The 20619-nt window shown below is 52.7% G+C and carries 26 protein-coding genes; 16 read left to right on the forward strand and 10 right to left on the reverse strand.

Annotated features, from left to right (window positions below; translation table 11 throughout):
• Positions 1-143 precede the first annotated feature (143 nt).
• Positions 144-1460, reverse strand: coding sequence for a helix-turn-helix domain-containing protein (locus CIG75_RS08905; RefSeq protein WP_094236332.1), 1317 nt, complete (start codon positions 1458-1460; stop codon positions 144-146).
• 237 nt (positions 1461-1697) lie between these two features.
• Between CIG75_RS08905 and CIG75_RS08910 the strand changes: the two genes are divergently transcribed.
• Complete coding sequence (locus CIG75_RS08910; protein ID WP_094236333.1) at positions 1698-1910, forward strand: helix-turn-helix domain-containing protein; 213 nt, start codon at positions 1698-1700, stop codon at positions 1908-1910.
• A 118-nt stretch (positions 1911-2028) separates the two neighbouring features.
• Positions 2029-2706, forward strand: a complete 678-nt coding sequence (locus CIG75_RS08915; RefSeq protein WP_227874388.1) for an MBL fold metallo-hydrolase — start codon at positions 2029-2031, stop codon at positions 2704-2706.
• 43 nt (positions 2707-2749) lie between these two features.
• Here CIG75_RS08915 and CIG75_RS08920 read toward each other — a convergent pair whose 3' ends face one another.
• Both CIG75_RS08920 and CIG75_RS08925 read right to left on the reverse strand, forming a co-directional pair.
• Positions 2750-2941: a capping complex subunit for YIEGIA gene (locus tag CIG75_RS08920; RefSeq protein ID WP_094236334.1), complete on the reverse strand. Its 192-nt coding sequence runs from the start codon at positions 2939-2941 to the stop codon at positions 2750-2752.
• A gap of 4 nt (positions 2942-2945) precedes the next feature.
• The gene (locus CIG75_RS08925; RefSeq protein ID WP_094236335.1) at positions 2946-3863 is read right to left on the reverse strand and encodes a YIEGIA domain-containing protein; all 918 of its coding nucleotides are present in this window, start codon (positions 3861-3863) and stop codon (positions 2946-2948) included.
• A gap of 76 nt (positions 3864-3939) precedes the next feature.
• Between CIG75_RS08925 and CIG75_RS08930 the strand changes: the two genes are divergently transcribed.
• Positions 3940-4590 (forward strand): SIR2 family NAD-dependent protein deacylase, encoded by a 651-nt coding sequence (locus tag CIG75_RS08930; RefSeq protein ID WP_157729464.1) that lies wholly within the window; start codon positions 3940-3942, stop codon positions 4588-4590.
• Between the two features lie 69 nt (positions 4591-4659).
• On the opposite strand, the gene CIG75_RS21420 is transcribed toward CIG75_RS08930, so the two are convergent.
• A complete protein-coding gene (locus CIG75_RS21420; RefSeq protein ID WP_265415072.1) occupies positions 4660-4782 on the reverse strand; it encodes a hypothetical protein in 123 nt (40 codons plus the stop codon).
• Positions 4783-5017: 235 nt separating this feature from the next.
• Here CIG75_RS21420 and glpK point away from each other — a divergent pair, with 235 nt between their 5' ends.
• The 4 genes from glpK to CIG75_RS08950 all read left to right on the forward strand — a co-directional run bounded on the left by glpK (position 5018) and on the right by CIG75_RS08950 (position 8740).
• Positions 5018-6526, forward strand: a complete 1509-nt coding sequence (gene glpK / locus CIG75_RS08935) for a glycerol kinase GlpK (RefSeq protein WP_094236337.1) — start codon at positions 5018-5020, stop codon at positions 6524-6526.
• A gap of 104 nt (positions 6527-6630) precedes the next feature.
• Positions 6631-8046 (forward strand): leucyl aminopeptidase family protein, encoded by a 1416-nt coding sequence (locus CIG75_RS08940; RefSeq protein ID WP_094236338.1) that lies wholly within the window; start codon positions 6631-6633, stop codon positions 8044-8046.
• 25 nt (positions 8047-8071) lie between these two features.
• Positions 8072-8356 (forward strand): hypothetical protein, encoded by a 285-nt coding sequence (locus tag CIG75_RS08945; protein WP_094236339.1) that lies wholly within the window; start codon positions 8072-8074, stop codon positions 8354-8356.
• Between the two features lie 24 nt (positions 8357-8380).
• Positions 8381-8740, forward strand: a complete 360-nt coding sequence (locus CIG75_RS08950) for a hypothetical protein (protein ID WP_094236340.1) — start codon at positions 8381-8383, stop codon at positions 8738-8740.
• A 47-nt stretch (positions 8741-8787) separates the two neighbouring features.
• On the opposite strand, the gene CIG75_RS08955 is transcribed toward CIG75_RS08950, so the two are convergent.
• Both CIG75_RS08955 and CIG75_RS08960 read right to left on the reverse strand, forming a co-directional pair.
• Positions 8788-10017 (reverse strand): S-layer homology domain-containing protein, encoded by a 1230-nt coding sequence (locus CIG75_RS08955; RefSeq protein ID WP_094236341.1) that lies wholly within the window; start codon positions 10015-10017, stop codon positions 8788-8790.
• A 5-nt stretch (positions 10018-10022) separates the two neighbouring features.
• Positions 10023-11018 carry a DNA-3-methyladenine glycosylase family protein gene (locus CIG75_RS08960; RefSeq protein ID WP_094236342.1) on the reverse strand — a complete coding sequence of 332 codons (996 nt, stop codon included), beginning with the start codon at positions 11016-11018 and terminating at the stop codon, positions 10023-10025.
• Between the two features lie 74 nt (positions 11019-11092).
• On the opposite strand from CIG75_RS08960, the gene CIG75_RS08965 reads away from it, so the two are divergent.
• Both CIG75_RS08965 and CIG75_RS08970 read left to right on the forward strand, forming a co-directional pair.
• Positions 11093-12034 carry a GNAT family N-acetyltransferase gene (locus CIG75_RS08965; protein WP_094236343.1) on the forward strand — a complete coding sequence of 314 codons (942 nt, stop codon included), beginning with the start codon at positions 11093-11095 and terminating at the stop codon, positions 12032-12034.
• Positions 12035-12101: 67 nt separating this feature from the next.
• Positions 12102-12920, forward strand: coding sequence for a DUF2797 domain-containing protein (locus CIG75_RS08970; protein ID WP_094236344.1), 819 nt, complete (start codon positions 12102-12104; stop codon positions 12918-12920).
• Between the two features lie 72 nt (positions 12921-12992).
• Here the strand turns inward: CIG75_RS08970 and CIG75_RS08975 are convergent, their stop codons facing one another.
• Entirely contained in the window at positions 12993-13235 is a 243-nt protein-coding gene (locus CIG75_RS08975; protein ID WP_094236345.1) for a YuzB family protein, read from the reverse strand.
• Positions 13236-13371: 136 nt separating this feature from the next.
• Between CIG75_RS08975 and CIG75_RS08980 the strand changes: the two genes are divergently transcribed.
• Together CIG75_RS08980 and CIG75_RS08985 are read left to right on the forward strand one after the other, a co-directional pair.
• Complete coding sequence (locus tag CIG75_RS08980) at positions 13372-13689, forward strand: hypothetical protein (protein ID WP_094236346.1); 318 nt, start codon at positions 13372-13374, stop codon at positions 13687-13689.
• Positions 13690-13691: 2 nt separating this feature from the next.
• Entirely contained in the window at positions 13692-14984 is a 1293-nt protein-coding gene (locus CIG75_RS08985) for a helix-turn-helix domain-containing protein (protein ID WP_094236347.1), read from the forward strand.
• Positions 14985-15030: 46 nt separating this feature from the next.
• Here the strand turns inward: CIG75_RS08985 and CIG75_RS08990 are convergent, their stop codons facing one another.
• From CIG75_RS08990 to lepB, 3 genes are all read right to left on the reverse strand, one after another.
• Positions 15031-16047, reverse strand: a complete 1017-nt coding sequence (locus CIG75_RS08990) for a hypothetical protein (protein ID WP_094236348.1) — start codon at positions 16045-16047, stop codon at positions 15031-15033.
• A 12-nt stretch (positions 16048-16059) separates the two neighbouring features.
• On the reverse strand, positions 16060-17868 hold the full coding sequence (locus tag CIG75_RS08995; RefSeq protein WP_227874389.1) for an HSP90 family protein: 1809 nt from the start codon (positions 17866-17868) through the stop codon (positions 16060-16062).
• Positions 17869-17985: 117 nt separating this feature from the next.
• On the reverse strand, positions 17986-18525 hold the full coding sequence (gene lepB, locus CIG75_RS09000) for a signal peptidase I (RefSeq protein WP_094236349.1): 540 nt from the start codon (positions 18523-18525) through the stop codon (positions 17986-17988).
• A 253-nt stretch (positions 18526-18778) separates the two neighbouring features.
• Between lepB and CIG75_RS09005 the strand changes: the two genes are divergently transcribed.
• The 5 genes from CIG75_RS09005 to CIG75_RS09025 all read left to right on the forward strand — a co-directional run bounded on the left by CIG75_RS09005 (position 18779) and on the right by CIG75_RS09025 (position 20557).
• Positions 18779-19330 (forward strand): NADPH-dependent FMN reductase, encoded by a 552-nt coding sequence (locus CIG75_RS09005; RefSeq protein ID WP_094236350.1) that lies wholly within the window; start codon positions 18779-18781, stop codon positions 19328-19330.
• A gap of 19 nt (positions 19331-19349) precedes the next feature.
• A complete protein-coding gene (locus tag CIG75_RS09010; RefSeq protein WP_094236351.1) occupies positions 19350-19781 on the forward strand; it encodes a sirohydrochlorin chelatase in 432 nt (143 codons plus the stop codon).
• Complete coding sequence (locus CIG75_RS09015) at positions 19759-20001, forward strand: hypothetical protein (protein WP_094236352.1); 243 nt, start codon at positions 19759-19761, stop codon at positions 19999-20001. The genes CIG75_RS09010 and CIG75_RS09015 overlap by 23 nt, the downstream gene beginning before the upstream one ends.
• A 15-nt stretch (positions 20002-20016) precedes the next feature.
• A complete protein-coding gene (iscX, locus tag CIG75_RS09020) occupies positions 20017-20211 on the forward strand; it encodes a Fe-S cluster assembly protein IscX (protein WP_094236353.1) in 195 nt (64 codons plus the stop codon).
• 112 nt (positions 20212-20323) lie between these two features.
• A complete protein-coding gene (locus CIG75_RS09025) occupies positions 20324-20557 on the forward strand; it encodes a hypothetical protein (RefSeq protein ID WP_094236354.1) in 234 nt (77 codons plus the stop codon).
• Positions 20558-20619: the final 62 nt, after the last annotated feature.

Genomic DNA, 20619 nt, shown 5'->3' on the forward strand with positions numbered 1-20619 from the left:
CAGGACCAACTGTCCGCTCTTGCATTTGGTCCAGATTGGCGGATCATCCGCAAAGAACGTTTTGTCATATAGGTAAAGTCCGATCAAAAGAGCGGACCCAATCACAACAACCAAAGCGACCTTCTTCATATTTCTCTGCTCCTCTACGATTTTTTAAGCAGTTTTCGGTAATGCTGATTTGCCAGACGCACATAGGAGACAGCCAGCCGTTCCCTCCCTTTTTCGATGTAATAATCCCCCAACTTCTCCGCAGCTTCGGCCAATTCGGTGGAAAACTCCAGTTTTTCAAACGCTTCGATCGCTTGTTTGTAAAAGTGAACAAATTCTTCTTCTTGATTTTGCATCAGGGAAAGGTCACCCAAATGACGCTTGGTGACAGCCAATTGCAGGGGATTATTCATCTGTTCGGCACGTCTTAGGCAATCTTGGAGGATGTTTCGCGCCTCTTCAAGGTTGCCGTTTTTCATTTCGACTTTGGCTAGGGCATGCAAAGTGTTCTGAATACTGGGGGTGTCGTTCGATTGCCGTTTCAACTTGAGTGAGCGCAAAAAATACTTGCGTGCTTTTTCATGACTGCCGACCTTGATCTCTACTTCTCCGAGATTGTGATAGCAGCGAGCCAAGGATCGGACATCGGTGGTCTGGCTCAGGATGCGAATGGAGCGTTCGATGTGTCGCCTGGCGATGTTGACACGGCCTTGATTTTTATACGCAGTTCCCATCATCATCAAGGTTCGTCCGATCTTGATGATTTCGTCGAGATGTTCGTACTGCGCGAGGGCTTGTTCTGAATACCAGATGCAGCCTTCCCAGTTTTGCAGCATTTGCTTGATCAGCGCCATGCTGAAATAGAGATTGCCCGCTTCGGTCGTTGCGGATGGATCTTCTACAAGATGTTCCGCTTCCCGGAGCAAGTCGAAAGCTTCCCACATCTTGCCGACCATATAGGAGTTGCGGCTTAACGTGATGTAGGTGTTGAGTACACGATCCAGATGCGGCTCGGGGTCGAAAACGCGCAACGCTTCTCGTCCCCAGTCTGTCGATGTGCTGTATTTGGCAGTTGAGTGGTAAAGGAGGCAAAGCATGTAGGAACTTTCCTGTAAATAGAGCATGTTGTTCTTCGAAAGCGCTTCCGTATAGAGCTTATGCAGGACTTCTATCGCCTCTGCCGATTGATTAATCTCGCGAAGGCGGCGTGCCGTTTGAAGAAGCTCGTCCAACCACTCTTCTTGGAGGTCGTGCATTTGCATCAGGTCTTGTACGCTGCAACTCAAGCGCGAGGCAAAGACCTCCAAGATTTCCGGCGTGACATGTAATTTGCCTCGCTCGATCAAGGAGATCGACTGTACAGAAAAGAGACCTGCAGCCAGATGTGACTGGGTCAATCCAATCGCCTTACGACGATCACGAATATTCTGACCAATTTGAATGGATTGCCGTTTCTTCCAAGCCTGATTCATATCCAACCTCCAACGATTCAAATGGCTGTACTTGTATTTTACCAAAGTCGTTTGAGAAACACCATAGAAGAGACATTTTAAAGTAATATTTTGTCGAACATTGTCGATGTAGGTTTAATTAAAGCGAATACGTACATTGTTCGAAAAATTATGTTATAAAATAAGTAAATATCAATCATTATTGCTCACCTTGGGTAGGGGAAAGACAATAATGGAAAAAATGGGGAGTCAGATAAGATGAGTGATTTGACAATCGGGATGCAACTAAAAAAGATCAGAAAACAAACGGGTTTGTCGGTAAAAGAACTGGCTGATCGTGCAGGAGTTTCACAATCATACATCTATGCGATTGAGTCGGGAAACCGTGGCGCAAACGCTACCAAGCTGTCGAGCATCGCCCACGCGTTGGGAATTCCGGTTGCCGACCTGTATGATGTGTGGAGTCTCTAACTTTAATAAATGAGGCTAAATCAACAAAGGAAAAGGACATGTCTGGGTGGACATGTCCTTTTCCTTTGCCATATGGTATAACAAAAGTAGAAAGAGTTGCCTAGAGGAGGGAATGCGAATGAACATCAAAATACATACGTTTGTGCTAGGGATGTTTCAGGAAAATTGCTATCTGCTGGTCGATGAAGCAACCAATCAGGCGGTGATCGTTGACCCAGGGCAGGACCCTGACGAAGTGATCGCAGCGATCAAAGGGTTGGATGTGGTTGGCATTTGGATCACGCATGCGCATCTGGATCACATCGCGGGACTGCGCGAAGTCAAGGCGGCGGCACCGAATGCAAAGGTGATGATCCATGAAGTGGAGAAGGACTGGCTGACCGATCCGCTGTTGAACGGTTCGGCGCGCTATCCGGACTATATCGACCCGATCGATGGGCCGGGCGCAGACGTGCTGCTAAAACACGGTGATTCGGTGACCCTCGGTGAGCACAAAATGGAAGTCCGTTTCGCACCAGGGCATTCTCCGGGCCATGTCGTCTTCGTCGGCGATGGATTCGTGCTGGCTGGCGATACCCTGTTTAACAACGGGATTGGTCGCACCGATCTGCCCGGCGGTGATACCGCGCAGTTGATCCAAAGCATCCGTGAGCAGCTTTATACGCTTCCAGAAGACACCACCGTCTACTCCGGCCATGGTCCTACCACCACGATCGGCCGCGAACGCCAATCGAACTGGGCGGTCAATGACAAAAGCGACCTGCTCTCCGGCGGGCCGAATGTACAATGGACGTAACATGAAAAAAACCCAGCCGCCGTGGCTGGGTTTTTTTGATCGCTCAGAAATCGACAACCAGAAAGACTCCGTTGGAGAGGGAGATCACTTCACCGCGCAACGCTTGGGCGAGCTCGGCGGATAACGATTGACAGGCTTCCTTGGAGTCGGCGAGGAAGGCTTGCGCTTTGCCACCGGCAAGTTGATCCTTGTCGAGTGCGATCACAGCAAGAATGTCACGGGAACGTTTTTCCAATCCTTCATTCTCCTTTTTTGGTGGGTAACAGTTGTGGATTGCGCAGCCGCGTACTTTTTTTCGTCGATTCAAGCAGTGGTACTTGCGCGACAAGTTGCAACAGCGCGCCTGCATCGCGGCGAATCGGAATCAGCGCAAAGCAGATGCGCCCCGTGTCAAAATCGCGACGCATGCAATGATAGCGTTTCAATCCCAATGTGCGCGCCGCTTCATGGACGATCGCCTGACGCTGCCCGTAGTTGGCAAGGATGATCTGCCCATCCGCATCGTGCGGTGTGATCATCACCGCCAGACCCTCTTTTTCAAAACGTTCGCGTGCCTCAGGCAGGCCGACATTTTGTACGGGGATGTCGTCCACAAAGAGCTTGTCCTGTTCAAAGGAAATGGTGGCGATGCGGATGTCCGCGATGTCGCCGACCGCTTTGCCTTTCGTATAGCGGCGCAGGAGCCAGAGTGTCGCGAAACCGACCGCAACTCCGGCTGGTAGATCGAGCAGGGGACGATGGCCGGGAACGAGCAACATCGTCAGCACGCAAAGAAAGGCGCTGAGTAAAGACAGGTAGTTGCGCGCCTCAAACGTTTTGGCAATCCCGTCGATGTACGCAGTCCCACGGGCGGTAAACTCCGATGTTTCGAGCTCGTGCAAGGATGCTTTTTCCATCCTGCGCACGTCGCGGAACTGCTGTATGGCCAGCGCTAAAAAGGAAACACCGACAAAGTTTTGCGTGAGCAGCGACGGAAGCGCCACCGCACCGATAGCAGCAGCCACCGCTCCCGTCACAAGATGGAGCACAAATCCGTTCGGATAGCTGGGATACTGCCGATAATCTTCTTTCAGAGTCAACAGCCGAGCCAAGGTGCCGACGACAAAGCCGGTCGAGATCATCGTCAAATGCTCCGCAGATAACAGGCCCTGTGCCAACCTTTCACCTCCGTCAGCTTTCGTTGTGGGTAGTATGCGATTTCAGGTCATACTGTTATGCAAAGGAGGAATCGACATGGAAACGATGTGGAAACGGTGGGCGGAACTTTCTGTGCGTCCGACGGCGATCACTGGAGCGGGCATTTCCGTCCCCAGCGGACTGCCGACGGCGGGCAAAAGATGGCGTAACTGGACGTTGAAGGAGATGTTTACCCTTGAGATGTATCGCAGTGATCCATTGACCTTCTATGACTGTTACCGCGACATGCTCCTGCAATGGCGGGAAGCCAAGCCGAATCCCGCACATGTTGCGTTAGCCGAAGCGAACGTGCGGATCATCACTCAAAATTTGGACGGGCTGCATCTGAAAGCAGACAGTGCAGAAGTGTTGGAGATTCATGGCAACCTGCGCGAGTTGATCTGTGAAATTTGTTTCGCACTCTATCCATCCCATGTTGCTGAACACAATCGGATGCCGAAATGCCCGACCTGTGCCAAACCGCTCAAACCCAACATCGTCTTGTCCGGAGAGGACGTCCGCCACATCGCGGAGGCGGCCGATTGGGTGGGTCAAGCCGATCTGTTGTTGATCGTCGGAACGAAGCTTGAGATGGAGCCGATCTGCTCCTTGCCGAGGATTGCCAAGTCAAACGGGGTGCCGATCATCCACTGCAACAAAAAAGCGGAAGTGTTGTTGCCGGAAGTATGCAGATTGCTGAAAACATGAAGAAACCCCTGTGGAAATCCACAGGGGCCATGTTAGGTGTATATACTAGATATACGAGCGAATTGTTAGCTACCAGCGTGCTTCCGGACCTGCAGTGATGAATGCGATCGCCAAGAATGCACCAGCAAAACCGACGAGGATCGTAGCAAATGCAGCAGCATTTACCGACAACAACAGACCGAATACTGCCATGACCAAACACATAAGTGCAATACCCATATAATAACGGTACACAGGAGTCCCTCCCAACGCTCTGAATTTCTATTAGTCATGATACCACTATTTTTCAAAGCTATGCAACAGATTTCACCTACTGGATGGTGTCTTTCACAAACTCGTAAGATTTGGCAGAAAGAAGGGTTGGCTTCTGGCCTAATTTTCAAAATTCAATTAAAATAAAGACAGATGAGAAAGGGGGGCGCACTTCATGTCGGACAAAAAGCAACGAGGCTATGTGGTGGCGCTCGATCAAGGCACAACTTCTTCGCGGGCGATTGTGTTTAACCGAAACGCCCAAGCGGTTGCAGCAGATCATCTTCCTCTTTCACAGCACTACCCAGCGCCTGGTCATGTCGAACATGATGCGCTCGAAATCTGGGACACGCAGTTGCTTGTATTGCAAAACGCCTTGCAATCTGCGGGCATCTCAGCTGACGAGGTGGCGGCAATCGGCATCACCAATCAGCGGGAGACGACGGTGATCTGGAACAAGGCGACCGGGCAGCCGATCCACAACGCCATCGTCTGGCAGTGTCGCCGAACGGCTGGGCGCTGTGACGAGCTCCGACTGGCTGGATGCGCGGACATGATCCGCGCCAAGACGGGATTGGTTCTCGACGCCTATTTTTCGGCAACCAAGGCCGAGTGGATGCTCAATGCGTCGCCTGAACTGCGCGAGCAGGCAGAACGTGGAGAGCTTCTGTTCGGAACGATCGACACTTGGCTGATCTGGAAGCTGACCGCAGGGAGACTCCACATCACCGATGTGACCAACGCCTCGCGCACGATGCTGTTCAACATCCATTCACTCGATTGGGATGATGAACTGCTCGCCCTCTTTGGCATTCCTCGTGCGATGTTGCCGGAAGTGCGCGGGTCGAGCGAAGTGTACGGCAAGACTTGTACCGGCGTGCTGGGCGTGGAAGTACCGATCGCGGGCATCGCAGGGGATCAGCAGGCCGCCTTGTTCGGACAGGGCTGTTTTACACAAGGCATGGCGAAAAACACATATGGCACCGGATGCTTTTTGCTGATGAATACCGGATCGAAGCCAACCGTGTCGCATCAAGGGCTGTTGACCACCATCGCTTGGAAGGTTGGAGATGATGTGCAGTACGCGCTGGAAGGCAGCGTTTTTATCGCTGGAGCTGGAGTCCAATGGCTTCGCGATGAACTGCGCATCGTAGAAGATGCTGCCGAATCGGAACAGCTGGCCATTTCGGTGCCTGATACGGGCGGTGTCTACATCGTGCCTGCTTTCACCGGGCTTGGCGCGCCATATTGGGATGCGTATGCGCGAGGTTCGATCTTCGGACTGACCCGCGATACGTCGCGAGCGCACATCGCACGGGCGATGCTGGAAGCGATCGCCTATCAAACCCGCGACGTGCTCGATGCGATGCAAGCGGATGCCGGCCTTGAGATCACACAGCTGCTCGTCGATGGTGGCGCGACGCAAAACAACTTCTTGATGCAGTTCCAAGCTGACCTGCTCGGTGCGAAGGTCGTGCGGCCCCAGCACCATGAGTCCACAGCCAGAGGTGCCGCTTTTTTGGCTGGGCTTGCGATCGGTTTTTGGGGAAGCATGGAAGACTTGCAGCGCATCGGTTGGGAAGAGACCGCATTTCTGCCGCAGATGGAGGCGGCGGAACGCGAGCTACGCTATGCGGGGTGGAAGCGGGCGGTCGAACGTACAGGGGGATGGATATCGCCCTAGTGGGAAAAACTTTCCTTGGTGTTTTCAGGTGAAAAAGGTATAATGACAGAGAAGAATATTTCCATATGCGAAAGTTTTGAAAGCGCGAAAAGGGGGACCTTGAGATGAATTTTAACCTCGGTACATATCAAGCGGGCAAGACGACGATCCTGCCTGTGTTTATCGGTCAAAATGTGGAGAAACTCGGCCTGAAGCTGAGCGATTATCATGGTAAGAAGAAGGATCATGTCGTATGGTTTGATGCGGAAGGCACTCGCTTTGTCGTCATCGGCCTCGGCGATGTGAAGAAGTTCGATCTGAACAAATTCCGTGACGTGGTAGCTTTTGGCGCGCGCGCAGCACGCAAAGAAGGCGTTTCTGACGTGACCGTCCTGCTTCCGGAAGGCACCTCTTTCTCCAATGAAGACCTCGTGCACACAGTAGCTGAAGGCTATGTGATGGGCGAGTACCAATTTAATAAATACAAGGCGAATAAAGAAGAAAGCACGGTGAAAAACATCACCGTCGCTTCCCTCGATGGCGACTTGACCGGTCTGGAAGGCGCGCTGAACCGCGGTAAAATCTACGGTGAAGGCACTGTGATCGCTCGCGAGCTGAACAATGAGCCGACCAACAAAATGCGTCCGTTCGATCTGGCAGACTACGTGGTAAATCTGTTCAAAGACTCGGGTGCTACAGTTGAGCTCTTCAAAGGCGCAGAGCTCGAAGAAAAGCAGTACAACGGCCTGATCGCAGTCGGTCGCGGTTCCGCGCACAAGCCGGTCATGATCAAGATCAACTTCCAAAACGACACCTCCAAACAAGCGACCGCACTGGTCGGCAAAGGTCTGACCTTTGACGTAGGCGGTTATTCCTTGAAGCTGTCCCGCGACCTGTCCGACATGCGGATGGACATGGGTGGTGCGGCCGCTACTGTCGGTGCAATGTACATCCTGACCCGTCTGAACGCTCCGGTCAATGTGGTCGGCATCATCGCTTCTGCAGAAAACTTGATCGACAACAACGCGCTGCTGCCGGGCGAGATCATCGAATACCGCAACGGTAAGTCCGTTTCGATCGGCAACACCGACGCGGAAGGCCGCCTCGTGCTGGCGGATGCGCTGATCCTCTCCCAAGAGATCGGTGCTGAGCGTGTCATCGACATTGCGACCCTGACTGGCGCTTGCATGCGTGCACTGGGTTCCAAAATGTCCGGCCTGTTCGCTAACGATGAAAGCGTTGCAAACGCGGTAAAAGAAGCGGCAAACTACACCGGTGAAAAAGTGTGGGAACTCCCGCTGTTCGACGAGTACGAAGATCTTCTGTACTCCCCGATCGCCGATATGGCGAACATCGGCTCCGGCGACCTGGCAGGCGCGATCACCGCGGCGCTGTTCCTGCGCAACTTTGTCGGCGAGAACCAAAAGTGGGCGCATGTCGATATGGCAGGCCCGATGGCTGTCAACCGTTCGCACTCGTACAGCAATGAAGGCGCAACCGGCTATGGTGCACGTTTGCTGGCCGATTTTGCACAGCGCTAATCGCGCTGACTGAGAGGCAACAAGCATGTCCTATTATCGTTTTTGGTGGCGGACGTGTCTCATCTTTTGCCCAACCGTCTTTCTGATCCTGTATCTGAGTGGAGTCTCGTTGCTCTATTCGCTGCTTTCGGGACTTGGCGTGGCAGTGATCGGGTTGCTTTTGATCTTGCCATTCATCTTTATCTTCTCTCGGGTGGACCGTTCGATGTGGTCCCCCGAAGAGGAGATCAAGCGCAAACTTCGCTACCAGCAGAAGTTGCGAGAGTGGGAAGGCCAGGATGACGAGGAGGAAGAAGAGCGCGAACGCTAACCATTGGAAGCGAGGAGCCTGGAAATGTATTACGCTTATGTTCTCGAACAGAGCCGAAAAGCAAAAGCGACGCGCAGCGCCTATGAGCATTGCAAGTCGCATACGAAATCGCCGCTTTTGCCGCCGGTCACCATCGCCGATTTTCCGTTGACAGACGGGGTGGCGGTGCCGCAGCAGGATAAGCACCGCGTGCTCAACCTGCGCCTGCACGATGAGCATCTCAGCCCATATCTGAAGTCGAACGCTTCCTTGTTCCATCTGCTGATGATCGACGACAAGACCGAAACAAAGATCTATCGTGCAGAAAATGGCTGGATGCTCGTCTTTGAAGGCATTCAAGCTCAACCGAAACCTTTTGGACAAAACGGATTCGATCTGCGGTAGAGTTGACGGTACGAAAAACACCATCCTCGGGGATGGTGTTTTTTCATTTACTCAGGGTATTTGAGCAGAGGTGGGAAGACGTCAATATTGACGACCGTGTTGTTGAGAATCGTGAGTCCTACTTTGTCACCGACTTTGACATCGGCAAACGTTTTCGTTTTGCCATTCATGATGACCGGAGCATCTGTTGCGATGTCGAGCGTCAGTTTTTTACTCGCCTGTTTTAAGGCGGTCTTCGATTGCAGCAACACGGTGATCTTCCCTTTCTTGTTCGCTTGCGGAGCTGTGTAGGCCAGCACCTGCCCGTGTGCAAACGATTCGAACTGCTCATGTTGCGGTGCTTGCTTTTTCGCCTGGATAAAGACGATTTGGCCCCGCTCATTCAGGAAGACGCGCACGTTCATCCCAACTTGCAGTTGGGAGGCGGAGGAGATCTTTTCATCGATGAACACGTAATAGGTGCTGGCGAACTTCAGGTTGAGGTCTTGATGTGTGCGGCTTTTAAAAGTCAAGCCTTCAGATGTGACCATGGCGATCGTGCCGGTCAGTTGACCTTGGGTCTGCACTTGAAGGTCCTCATCATATTCAAAGCGGTTTTCTGCATGGCAGAGGATGACGGCCATCTCGTTGCGTTTGACCGGCTTGTTCGGCTGGAACGTTTTGTCCGGATAGCCGAGCAGGATACCTTTTTCGACAGCGACCGCTATGTATCCCACCGCGTCCGCTTTAATTGCAGAAGCGTCTTTGAAGGACAATTTGTCTTCTCGATGTGCTTCTGCTTCCGCTTGTAGTCCGATAGCGCGAACGACCAGTTCGGTCACCCATTTGCGATCTGCGCTTGCCTGTGGGGCGAGCAGGCTGTCTTGATCAAGCAAGTCGTTTTGAATGGCAAGCGCGACGAACGGGCGTGCCCACGTTGAAACTTTTGCTGCGTCTTGCAGTGCGAGCGGTACTTCTTTTAGAGCGAGCGCATTGTCGGTCAATCCCATCGCGCGGACGGTCATGACGATCGCTTCTTCGTGTGAGACGTTGGCGCTCGGATGGAATTGACCAGAGCCGTCGCCGCGGATGATACCTTTGGTACTAGCTTCGGTGATAAAGCGCAACGCCCAATCATCTCGATGTACATCGAGGAAGCGCAGACTTGCTTGGAAAGCGCCTAGGATCGAGCCGCTCGTTCTGGTGTCATTGTTTGCAGGCATCGTTGCCAGTGCAGATGTGCTGCTGAGTGTTGTGATCATCGTTGTGGCGAGTAGAAGGGAGAGTCTTTTTTTCATTCGAATCACTCCTTGTCTCGTTCTGCCATATTTTTCGAATTTTTGCGCTTTGCTTTGGGGGTGACCGTTTGTTGTTTCTGTGCGGCGCGGGCGAGTCCGAGCGCTGTCCAAAGATAATAGGTGAAATAGGATTCGTGACCTCGCCAAGGAACTGCAAATTCGCGTACTTCCTGTTCGGTCGGTTGATGATCCAAGCCCCAAAAGTGCTGGATCGCATTGCGCAACCCAATGTCGGCAGCAGGAAGCAGGTCTGGTCGGCCAAGGCCGAAGAGCAAGACGCATTCGGCCGTCCAGCGACCGATGCCGCGCAGTTTGATCAGATAGTCGATCGCCTCTGCGTTGCTCATACCTTGCAGGGAATGGAGGTCGATACTGCCGTTTGCTACACCGCGTGCAAAGTCGATCACATACTCAGCCTTGCGCTGGGAAAATTTCATCGCTCGCAATTGTTCATAGTTGAGCGCTGCGATCTGTTCAGGCGACGGGAACGCATAGTGCGTGGAGCCATTCACGTCGATGGAGGAGGCGCAGAGTTCGACGAGTGAGCGTTTGAGATTTTCGGCGAAAGTCAAGTTGACCTGCTGGCCGATAATCGAGAGTATCGTCGATTCAAACGGGCTGGAGTCGAGCAACAGGTGCATGCCGGACAGGTCGGAAGTGATCGTTTTCAGCACCGGATCGGTCGCCGCTTGCTGATAAAAAGGCAACAGCGGACGGTCGATCGACAGCATATGGCGCCAGATGTCGGCCGCTTGGTCGGCCCTAGCATCGCTATGGGCTCCCTGCACGTCGAGCCTGATGACAGGGGCGTTGGGTGTGGAGGGCGTATCTAAAGTGATGTGCACCAAAACAGGGTGACCGCCGATGATGTGCGCACGGGACAGCGCGTTCTCTCCGATCGAATAGAGGTAGGAATTGGACGAGTTCTCCACCCGCTTTTGAAAATAATCAAAACGATAGGGCGCTTGCGGTGTCAAACGGTAAGACTTGCTGATCGACATGTTCCAGTATCCCCCTTTCTCTAATTTTACTGTATAGTAGAATTGAGCAGAGAGTCAAATGAACGGAGGGATTCATGATGAACTTTCAGATTCGCTTAGTCGAAACGGGTGATGTGTGGGATATCACACGCTTGGTGCACAGATCTCGCGGTTTGGAAGGTGCGATCTTGGAGGCGCAGGTGGAGCAAGAGGTGGCCCGCTTTCAAGAGCAGGGTTTGGTGGCAGAGATTGAATCACAAACGCTGGTGGCGCTTGATGGTGCACGGTTTGCTGGCATTTTGCGCTACGGAGGATTTGAAACTGAGCTCCAACTGCAGCGCCCAGACGTCGATCCGGCTTATGATGAGCGGGAAGTGACTAAGGCGTTTTTGCAAAATATTTGGTCTTATGCTGGTCCTAAGATCCTCAAGGCGACCTATGTGGATTATCATACGCGCTTGGGAGCGCTCGGTGATGTGTTTGAAGCGGCCGGTTTCACGCGCTGGGTGGATCGAATAGATATGCGGCTGAAATTGACCGCAGAGATCGCACCTGGTCAGAAGGGGCTGACGTTTCAAAGTTACTCGGAGGCGATCAACGAACGCTTTTTTCAGGTCTACAAAGCATCATATCAAGATAACCTCGATCCGATGATGGAGTGGGGCGCAACCTATCCGGAGAAAAGTTTCAAGATGTTTCAGACGCGATTTGGCGAATTCGATCGGGACCTGTGGGTGCTGGCGACAGATGCGGACGGACGTGATGTCGGGTTTGCGATCTTTCACGATTTCCCAGGCGGTCGCTATGCCGGGGATACGGTGCTCTTGTATACTGGGGTGGCTCCGATCGCGCGGGGCAAAGGCTTCGGTGGCGAGATCGTGCGTGAAGGAGTGCGGCGCGTGCGAGCGAAGTATGGCCCGGGACATGCGGTATCGCTCAGCGTGACACAGGGCAATGAACCGGCTGCGAATAACTATAAGAAGTTGGGATTCCGACCGACTGAAGCGTTCTCCGTCTACAAAATGGTCAGAGGTTAGGGTCGATACCCATCCCTATTTTTGATACACTTGTAAAGAGAAGAGCAGGTTGGAAAGGAAGTGGGTTATGACGACGTATCAAGGCTATTTGAGCCACTTGACACATCAACCGCATGCTCCGGTGAGTTACACGCTGGAAATCGGTGAACATAAGATCCCATTAAATGAAATGATCGGGACGGAAATTCGCTTGTCGTTCCTGCACGAAATGGCATGCGGCACCTGTGGCCGAAAAGTGAAAAAACTGTACGGTGGTGGCTACTGCTATCCGTGTGTGACGACGCTCGCTGAGACCGATCTTTGTATCGTCAAGCCGCACGAATGCCACTTTGATAAAGGCACTTGCCGCGATGAGGAGTTTGCGCAGACGCATTGCATGATTCCTCACTATGTATACCTTGCGCTGTCGTCTGGTATCAAGGTCGGCTTGACCCGCAAGAATCGCGAGTTGACCCGCTGGGTGGACCAAGGTGCGATCAAGGCGATTCCGATCGCAGAACTTCCGACCCGCAAGATGGCTGGCGAATTGGAGATGGCGATCGCAGAGCATATTGCCGACAAGACCGACTGGCGCAAGATGCTCAAGGGTGTGGTCGAAGATGTGGATCTGTTCGAGATGCGCGCCAAGATCAAACAACTTGTGCCCGAACAGTTCCAGCAGTACCTGTTCGATGTGGAAGAACTCTATGAGTTCACCTATCCGATCTTGGAGACGCTGGAGAAGATCAAATCGATCGGTTTTGACAAAGCGCCGCTGATCTCCGGCAAACTGCTCGGGATCAAAGGACAGTATCTGATTCTCGACTGCGGTGTGCTCAACATCAAGAAACACACAGGGTACAAGGTGGAAGTTCAATTTCAAAAAGCGGATGAGTTGACCGCATAAACTGCATCGATGCGCGATGCTGATGCAAGGAGGGCCTGACCGATTTGTAACCGGCCGGGCCCTCCTCCTGTGCTAGAGCAGTTCGGCAAGTTCTGCTTCGATCGCCGCTCCGAGTTTGTTCCAAAGTTCGTCCGTCGTGTCAGCCCAGTGAATCTCGCCGTTAACATAGGCATAAGGGTGAACTGCACACTCCGAACAGTTGCTGAGGCAGGGCGTGCGGATGACGCTCGTGCCAGGATATGTGGTCTCCAAACGTTCCAGATCCAATCCGGAAGCCGGGTTGACATCGCAAACTTCCACAATCACGATTCCCATTGTCTCGACGACTCCTTCGTTTGTTGCTTTTGGTGTTTAGTGTACCAAGAATGGGCAGGGTTTACTAGGTGACCGCTTGCAGACACTATTAGATACATATCATTCATATGCTGGTAAAGAGGAGCTGTTTGAAAGTATGGACGTGCAAAAAAGTTCGCTAGGTTTTGCTGAAATTACTCATTTCTCGATGAGCGATGCAAAAGGAAAAATGGAGTTTGCTGTGATTCCACTGCCGCCGCAATATCTGCTGGGCATGGCGATGGGGTCGAAGCTGGTGATCTTGTCGGCGCCGTATGAAGGTACCGCATTGTTCCAAGCGGGCGTTACGGCCGATGAAGTACAAGCTCAGTTTAACCTGCCAAACCGTGAAGAAGCGTTGCGTCTTTCGGTGATGCTGACCACCGCCTTTATGGAAATGCCAGGTGCCGGTCATACGCCGCACATCATTTTCTAATCGTGTCCACGCTTGGCGAGAAAATCCGCATGTTGCGGAAAAAAGTCGGTCTGTCACAGCGTGCTTTAGCAGAAGGATTGGTTACCAAAAGCATGATCTCGCAGATTGAAACCAACAAAATCCAACCTTCTGCCGATCTGTTGACGAGGATTGCACAACGGCTTTCTGTGCGTCCAGAGCAGTTGTTGCCGACAAAACATGAAGATCATGAACGTCTGGTCTGCTACAAGCAGGCTCAGGCGTTTTTAACATTGCGACACTTTGCCGAAGCGTTACCGTTGCTACAAACATGTTTGGAAGATCCCCACCCCTCATGGTCGCTGTTGCGGTTAACGTATCGGACGGCTTGCTGTCAGCAGCAGTTGGGGGCATATCAGGAGGCGCGGCGGCTCTATGAAAAGGCGTTGCACCATGCGATTTGTGAAGAGCAGACTGGTGAGATGATCCGTCTTCATGTGCGGCTTGGGGAAGTGGCACAGTCGTTAGGGCAATTGGAACTGGCGTTGGTCGAGTGGCGGCGGGCCGAGCGGGAACTAGAACGCCATCCTGCTCCACCAGAAGAGCCGCTTCTAGCGCTCGATGTCTGTTTGTATCTGGCGAACGGACTGCGCAAATTGGGCGGCTCACGGGAGGCGCTGCATCATTATCGGCTTGCCGAGCAGTTTTTGCAACGTCTGCCGGAGCAGACGAGAAGACGCGCTGAGGTGCAGTTCGGCATTGGCTTGGTGCTGGAGAAGCTGGAGCAGTTTGAGACAGCAGAAAGCTGTTTCGAGCATGCTGCTTCGTTGTATCTAAGAGCGATCGACAAGCGGATGGCGACGCTCGCGAGGATCTCCCGCGGGCGTTTGCTCGGCAAGACGGGGCGGCATGAGGAAGCGTTGACCGAATTGAGAGCTAGCTTGCAGGAGGCGAAGAGCTTGAGTTGTCCAGAAGTGGAGGTGCGCGCCTATTGTGAGTTGAGCCAAGCGTGCGAGGCGATGGGGAAGCGGATGCTGGCCGAGTCACTTTTGCAAAAGGGGCTTGCTGTGAAGTGCGAATGCCCTGTCGAGCGTGGTTTGACCTTTTTGGCACTGGCCGAGCTGCATAGGGATGCTCAGCGTTACGAGGAAGCGTTGGAAGCGGTTAGGCAGGCGTTATACTTGTTGCATGAGAACATGGAAGAGTTACTCGTGGTCTATCAACTGTTGACCGACTTGTACAAGCGGCAGGAGGATTACGAGCAGGCAAGCTTTTGGGCGGAACGTGCCGATCGTTTGGTTGGCAAGCAGATGCAACAGCGGGGCTGGAAAGCATAGGAAAACCCTCGACCAAGCTGTCGAGGGTTTTTTGGAACGCGCAGGATCAGTAGAGCAACGCGAGCGTCTTGTCGATCAAAGTGGCGTGATAGGTGTTGCCATTGCGTTGATCGAACGCGTCCGCGAGGGCGCGTGTTTCGGTGATCAACCAAGGCAACAGATCATTTTGCTGACCCTCGCGGTGCAGGCGTTCGTATAACAGCCAGCCAGCGAGGAAATAGCGGAATTTGTTGCGCAGATGAGAGGTGTCCTGCGCTTGGCGAAGATGCTTGTGAAACAATGTTATCGCTTGCTCGGGATCGGTCAGGGCGAGAAAGCGGATGTGGTTGGCGAAACCGTGCATAAAGGACGGCTCATTCTCGATTTTGGCATAGCCGCGTTTCTGTAGCTCCTGCGCATCTTCGAGGCGATCCAATCTGACGAGCGCTTCCAGCAGATCGTGCAGGGTGTTGTGCGGGACGGTCGAGCAGGCGAGCTGTCCGTTCAAAATCGTCTCCGCTAGCGCCAGCGCTTTTTCGTCTTCGCCAAGCCAAACCATGTATTCGACCTGATGTGCCCGCTCGCAGGCGTTGCAGTCGCAAAAATCATCGATCGCAGCAGCTAGCCAAAGGCGGTACGCAGTGTCAGCGCGCGCTCTGTCGCCCGCATACATCGCCTGAGCGTGCTGTTGGCGATAGTACGGACGCAAGGAGAGGCCCTGCGCTTCGTAGCGGGTTTTCATGTCCTCCATCAACGCATCGACCTGTGTGCGTGTGATCTGCGGCAAGGCATCGATGTGGCCGACAACCCATTTGTACTGCCAGAGCATCCTGGTGGGTTCGAACTGGTAGGGATGTTTGTCCATCTGGGTCAAGCACCAGGAGAAAGCGACGAGCATGCGCATCGGGTCACCAGCGCCGACAGACGCATCGATCAGCTTTTCGCGCAATTCGAAGGAGTCGATCAGTTCGTTGTGTGCATCGGCAAGTTGGATCGCCTGTTGGAGCAACGCTACTTTGGCATCGCCGTCGGGAAGCATGTCCGCTTGGCTTTCCAACTGTGAGAGTTGAGCCTGATAGTTCATCGTCACCCTCCTTTATCTCATGCCCAATTCGATCAGGTTGAACAGGCCGTTGTTGAGCAGTTTCATCTCGCGGTGGTTGAGTGGATGATGCCCCATCAACAGCGCCTGTACATAGATCATCTCGATGGCCATCTGTTGCAGTTTCGGGTCGGCCGACTGCACCAGTTTGAGGATGACCGGGTTGTTGAAGTTGAAGCAAAGCTGCCCGTGTGCGGCAGGTGCGCCAAATGCGGCGTTCAACGACTCGAGGATGGAAGCGAACAACGGATTGGATTCCTCCTGTGTCCGCTCCACGGAGCGCAGAAATGTCGCTTCCTCGCTGGTCGAATAGAGGGCGGGTAGTTCCAACGGCAGAAATTTTTTAATCTCCGCATTACAGCCGAACGATTGTAACACGGTGTTGGCGGTGCGCATGAATTGAAAGGCCAATTGTTGTTCAGGAATTGTCAAATCCTCTAACGACTCGGTGATGTCGAGCGGATCGACGCGCTCCACGCTGTACTCTGGGAAAAAGTCGGGAAGACGCTCGATCAACTCCGCGTCGAACACATAACCGCCGTTGATCACACACATCGACTGCGCGGCCGATACACGGGAGATCTGTCTGTATTCATCGAGTGAAGGTGTGTAGCGGATCAACTTGTTCCTTTCTAAAATTTGCTCCATCGTCAGGCGACCCTGCGACGTTTCGAACGGCAACCACTTGATAAACAGCCGATAGAGTTGGTCGTCTTGCACCGCCAACGCTTTGATCGACAGAAAGTGGATCGCGATCAGCTTGTGCAGGCGGGGCAGGTCGTGTTCGGCGAGGTAAATCAGATAGTCGCGCAGGCAGTTCCCGAGCGTTTCCCGCACGACAGACAGCTTGCTGTCCTCGTAAAATTCTTCGCGTGAAGCTGTCGGCAACAGGTCGTTGGTGTTGATGATACATTTGACAAAAAAGGCCCAATTCGGCAAAATGTTGTCCACATTTTCAGAGAGCAACATCTGCTTGAGATAGACTTGATGGTTCGTCTTGGTGGTGATCGCGGCGCGGTGAGGCAGCACGAACGCGATACCAGTCACATCACCCGTCTCTGAGCGTAGCGGGATATAATCGATAAACGATTCCCCGAAAAAGCGTCTGCCATAGTCGAGCATCGCCTCGTGGGAGACGGTCTGCTGCCAGTTGGGTAACAGCCAGAGAGGTTTGCTTTCATTGATCGTCTGCGTGCGGATGCCATCCGAGACGGAGACGGGGTAGGGGAGCAGCCCGCCATAATGACGGCAGAGATCGCGAACGGTCGCGATGTCAAAATACTCTTCGAAGCCGAGCTTGCTACGCAGGTAGATCCGCGTGCCCGGTGTGAAGTTGCCTTCTAACTGGCGGATCGTATAGGTGCCGTCCGGTCTACCGCGCCATTCGACAGCGGTCTCGCTGTGAATGGAACGGGTGATCACGACGATCTCATCACTGACGACAAAGCAGGAGAGCAGACCGATGCCGAAGCGGCCGATAAAATCGGTGTTGCGCATCTCTTCTGCGCGCTTCGAGGATTCGCCGATGATCGCCAAAAACTGATGAACTTCATCTTCGGTAAGTCCCACGCCGTTGTCTTCAAAGATCAGCGTGCGAGGACCGTCGGCGGAAGCAATCACTTCGAGTGAGATCTGCCCGGAAAAGTCTGTGTCGGTCTTGGCCCGAGCTCGGATAGCATCGGTCCCATTTTGCAACAGTTCACGAATATAAACGCGCGGCGAGCTGTACAGATGGCCGGACAGCAGCTCGATCATGCCTTGTAGATTTACTTTGAAACGGTAATTTTGCTCTTGGTGCTGCAACTTATTTTCACCTTCCTATATCGGTTAAAACATGAGTAAATTTTTCTTTATCCATGCACATCATATCATAAAAAAGAGCCCCTGAGCGCAGGTGCTCTTTTACGATCTGTCAACAATTTATTGTTGGGTATCAACCCAGTGCAAAGACGGGTAGAGCACGAAATCAACACGGCCCTTGAGAATTTCTTCGGGTACGAACCCGACACGCGGATCGCGAGAATCGAGCGACGCGCCAGGGTGCCGATTGTCGCCCATCACGAAGACGTGTCCGTCTGGCACGATGGTCGGCGGGAAATCATTGGTGATCGTGTCGATGTACTTCTCCGCCTGTTTCTCTCCGTTGAGGTAGAGCACGCCTTGGCTGATCTTCACTTCATCGCCCGACAGTCCGATGATGCGTTTAATGTAGTCGCGAGTGTCGTTCGGTGCAGGGAAGACGACGATGTCGCCGCGCTTTGGTTCTTCCAAGTCGTAGGCTAATCGATTCAGATAGACGCGCTCATGGTTTTCTAAGGTCGGTTGCATCGATTGACCTTCAATCTTGGTGATCGCAAAGACGTGCTCGCGGATGAGGAGATTGATGAGAAAAGCGACTACTAAAAGGGATGCCCAGCTGAGCCCTTCGCGAAGCCATTTGTTTTTGATTTTTTTGAACATGTAGAAGAACCCCCTTATTTATTTTTCGATTAATTCTGCATTATTCTTACTATTCTCTTTTTGACAGGAGGATTCCTACAGAAAGGGTACCAATAATTGTCTAAATTTTGACGAGTCAGCGTTCCATTTCACATGTCGCAAGGAGGGAATCTTTTTTCGGAAAAAGCATTGCAGATTTCCAGACTTAGGGTATATTATGAATAGTTACATAAGGGAATTCTTATTCTTATACAGATAATTGGAGGTAGTAGTTATGAAAATTGTAGCTCTCATTGGTAGCTTGCGTACCGATTCGACCACGATGAAAGCGGCACAGGTCGCGATCAACGCGGCAAAAGCAGCGGGCGCAGATGTGGAAATTTTCGATCTGCGTGAACGTCCGCTTCCGTTGTATGATCCGAACGATGAAAACAAATACGAAGAAGAGAACGTCAAATATTTTGTAGAACTGATGAACCAAGCGGACGCCTTCATCCTGGGCTCGCCAGAATATCACAACGGTATCTCCGGCGTGTTCAAAAACGCGCTGGACTTTGTAGGATACAATCAGTTCGCTGGCAAACCAGTTGGCCTGATCGCTTCTGCTGGTGGCGCGGTTGCGACCAATACGTTAAACCAAATGCTGACCATCTTGCGTTCTCTGCACGCCTATGTCGTGCCGCAGTTCGGTTCGGTCGGCTACAATGATTCCTTTACGGAAGATGGCAAATTTACCAACGAGAAGTCGCAGGAGCGCTTTGAGCAAATTGGTAAATCGGTCGTCAACTTGACGAAAGCTATGAAACAGTCTGTTGAGGTGAACTAGTTTTTCTCGACGGAGGGGTATGATGACAACAGGCGTTCTTTTTGTTGCGCACGGCAGTCTGCTGTCTGCTGCGAACCAGGAACTGTTCGATCTGATCGAAGCAGTCAAGGCGCGGGGTACATACGCGCTGGTCGAGCCAGCTTTTTTGGAAGGGGCATCGCCAAGCCTTCCAGAGGGCTTGTCTACGTGCGTGGCAAAAGGGGCGGACAAGGTGGTCGTCATCCCCTATTTTTTATTGCTTGGCAAACATGTGACGGATGACTTGCCGCGCGCAATAGCTGCGGCGAAGGAGCGGTTTCCGCCGGTCGAGTTTGTTCAGGGGGAGCATTTGAGCTTCTCGGAACGGCTTGGGGCGGCGGTGCTGAGCAGAATTCGTGAAACAGGTGTGTTACAATGGGAAGCAGAATCTGCTGAAAGAGGCGAACGTCATGGAAGCGATGGAGACGTTTGAGTGCCCGTCATGCGGTCATGTGGTCAAACCGGACGCGCTGGTGGGAGAAAAAGGCCATCAGGAGGCGACCTGTATGTCTTGCGCGGCCAAGTATGCGCGGACGTTTGCAAGATATGAGGACGAATGGGTGTTCGGGCTTTGGCGGAGCAAGGAGACGGGTCGTGTCGCTTGCTCATATTACAAGACCGCATTTGGCACCGATGCTTTTGATTGTGACTAAGGAGGGAGATTGGCAATGAATTGGGAAGATGCACAAGACATTGCAGAAGCGTTGAACGAACTGCATCCCGATGAGGATGTGCTGTCGTTGCGCTTTGCAACGCTGCGCCGCTGGGTGTTGGAACTTGAGGGTTTCGAAGGGAATCCGGAGGATACCAATGAGAAGATTCTCGAGGAAATCCAGATGGCTTGGTACGATCTCGTTTCGTAATCCGAACCGATCAGTCTCAGAAAACGCCGCCCGTGCTTGCGGGAGGCGTTTTTTTATTCGAACAGGGGCATCCTACTCCTACATACTTTTGTCAGGTGAGGAGGAAGTTGTCGTGGAGCAGGTGTGTCCGCTGTGCAACGGATTGACGGATGCAGGGATTACATGCAAAAATTGTGGGGAAGCGATGAAGGACGGCGGGATGTGGAGCGATTATATCGGACCATATGCACCTTATGAGATGACCGCGCATGTCAAGCAGCAAAACGGGGGGCAATGCACACATCTTATGCATTGTGCACACTGCGGGAATGAGGCGTATGCGATCATTCAGAGTGACTTCATTTGAACGGAATGTTAGAATAGGATGAAAGCGCGTACTTTTTGTGGAATTGCATCTACAATTTGATG

Origin of the sequence: Tumebacillus algifaecis (assembly GCF_002243515.1) — a bacterium.
GTDB classification, from domain to species: Bacteria; Bacillota; Bacilli; order Tumebacillales; family Tumebacillaceae; genus Tumebacillus_A; species Tumebacillus_A algifaecis.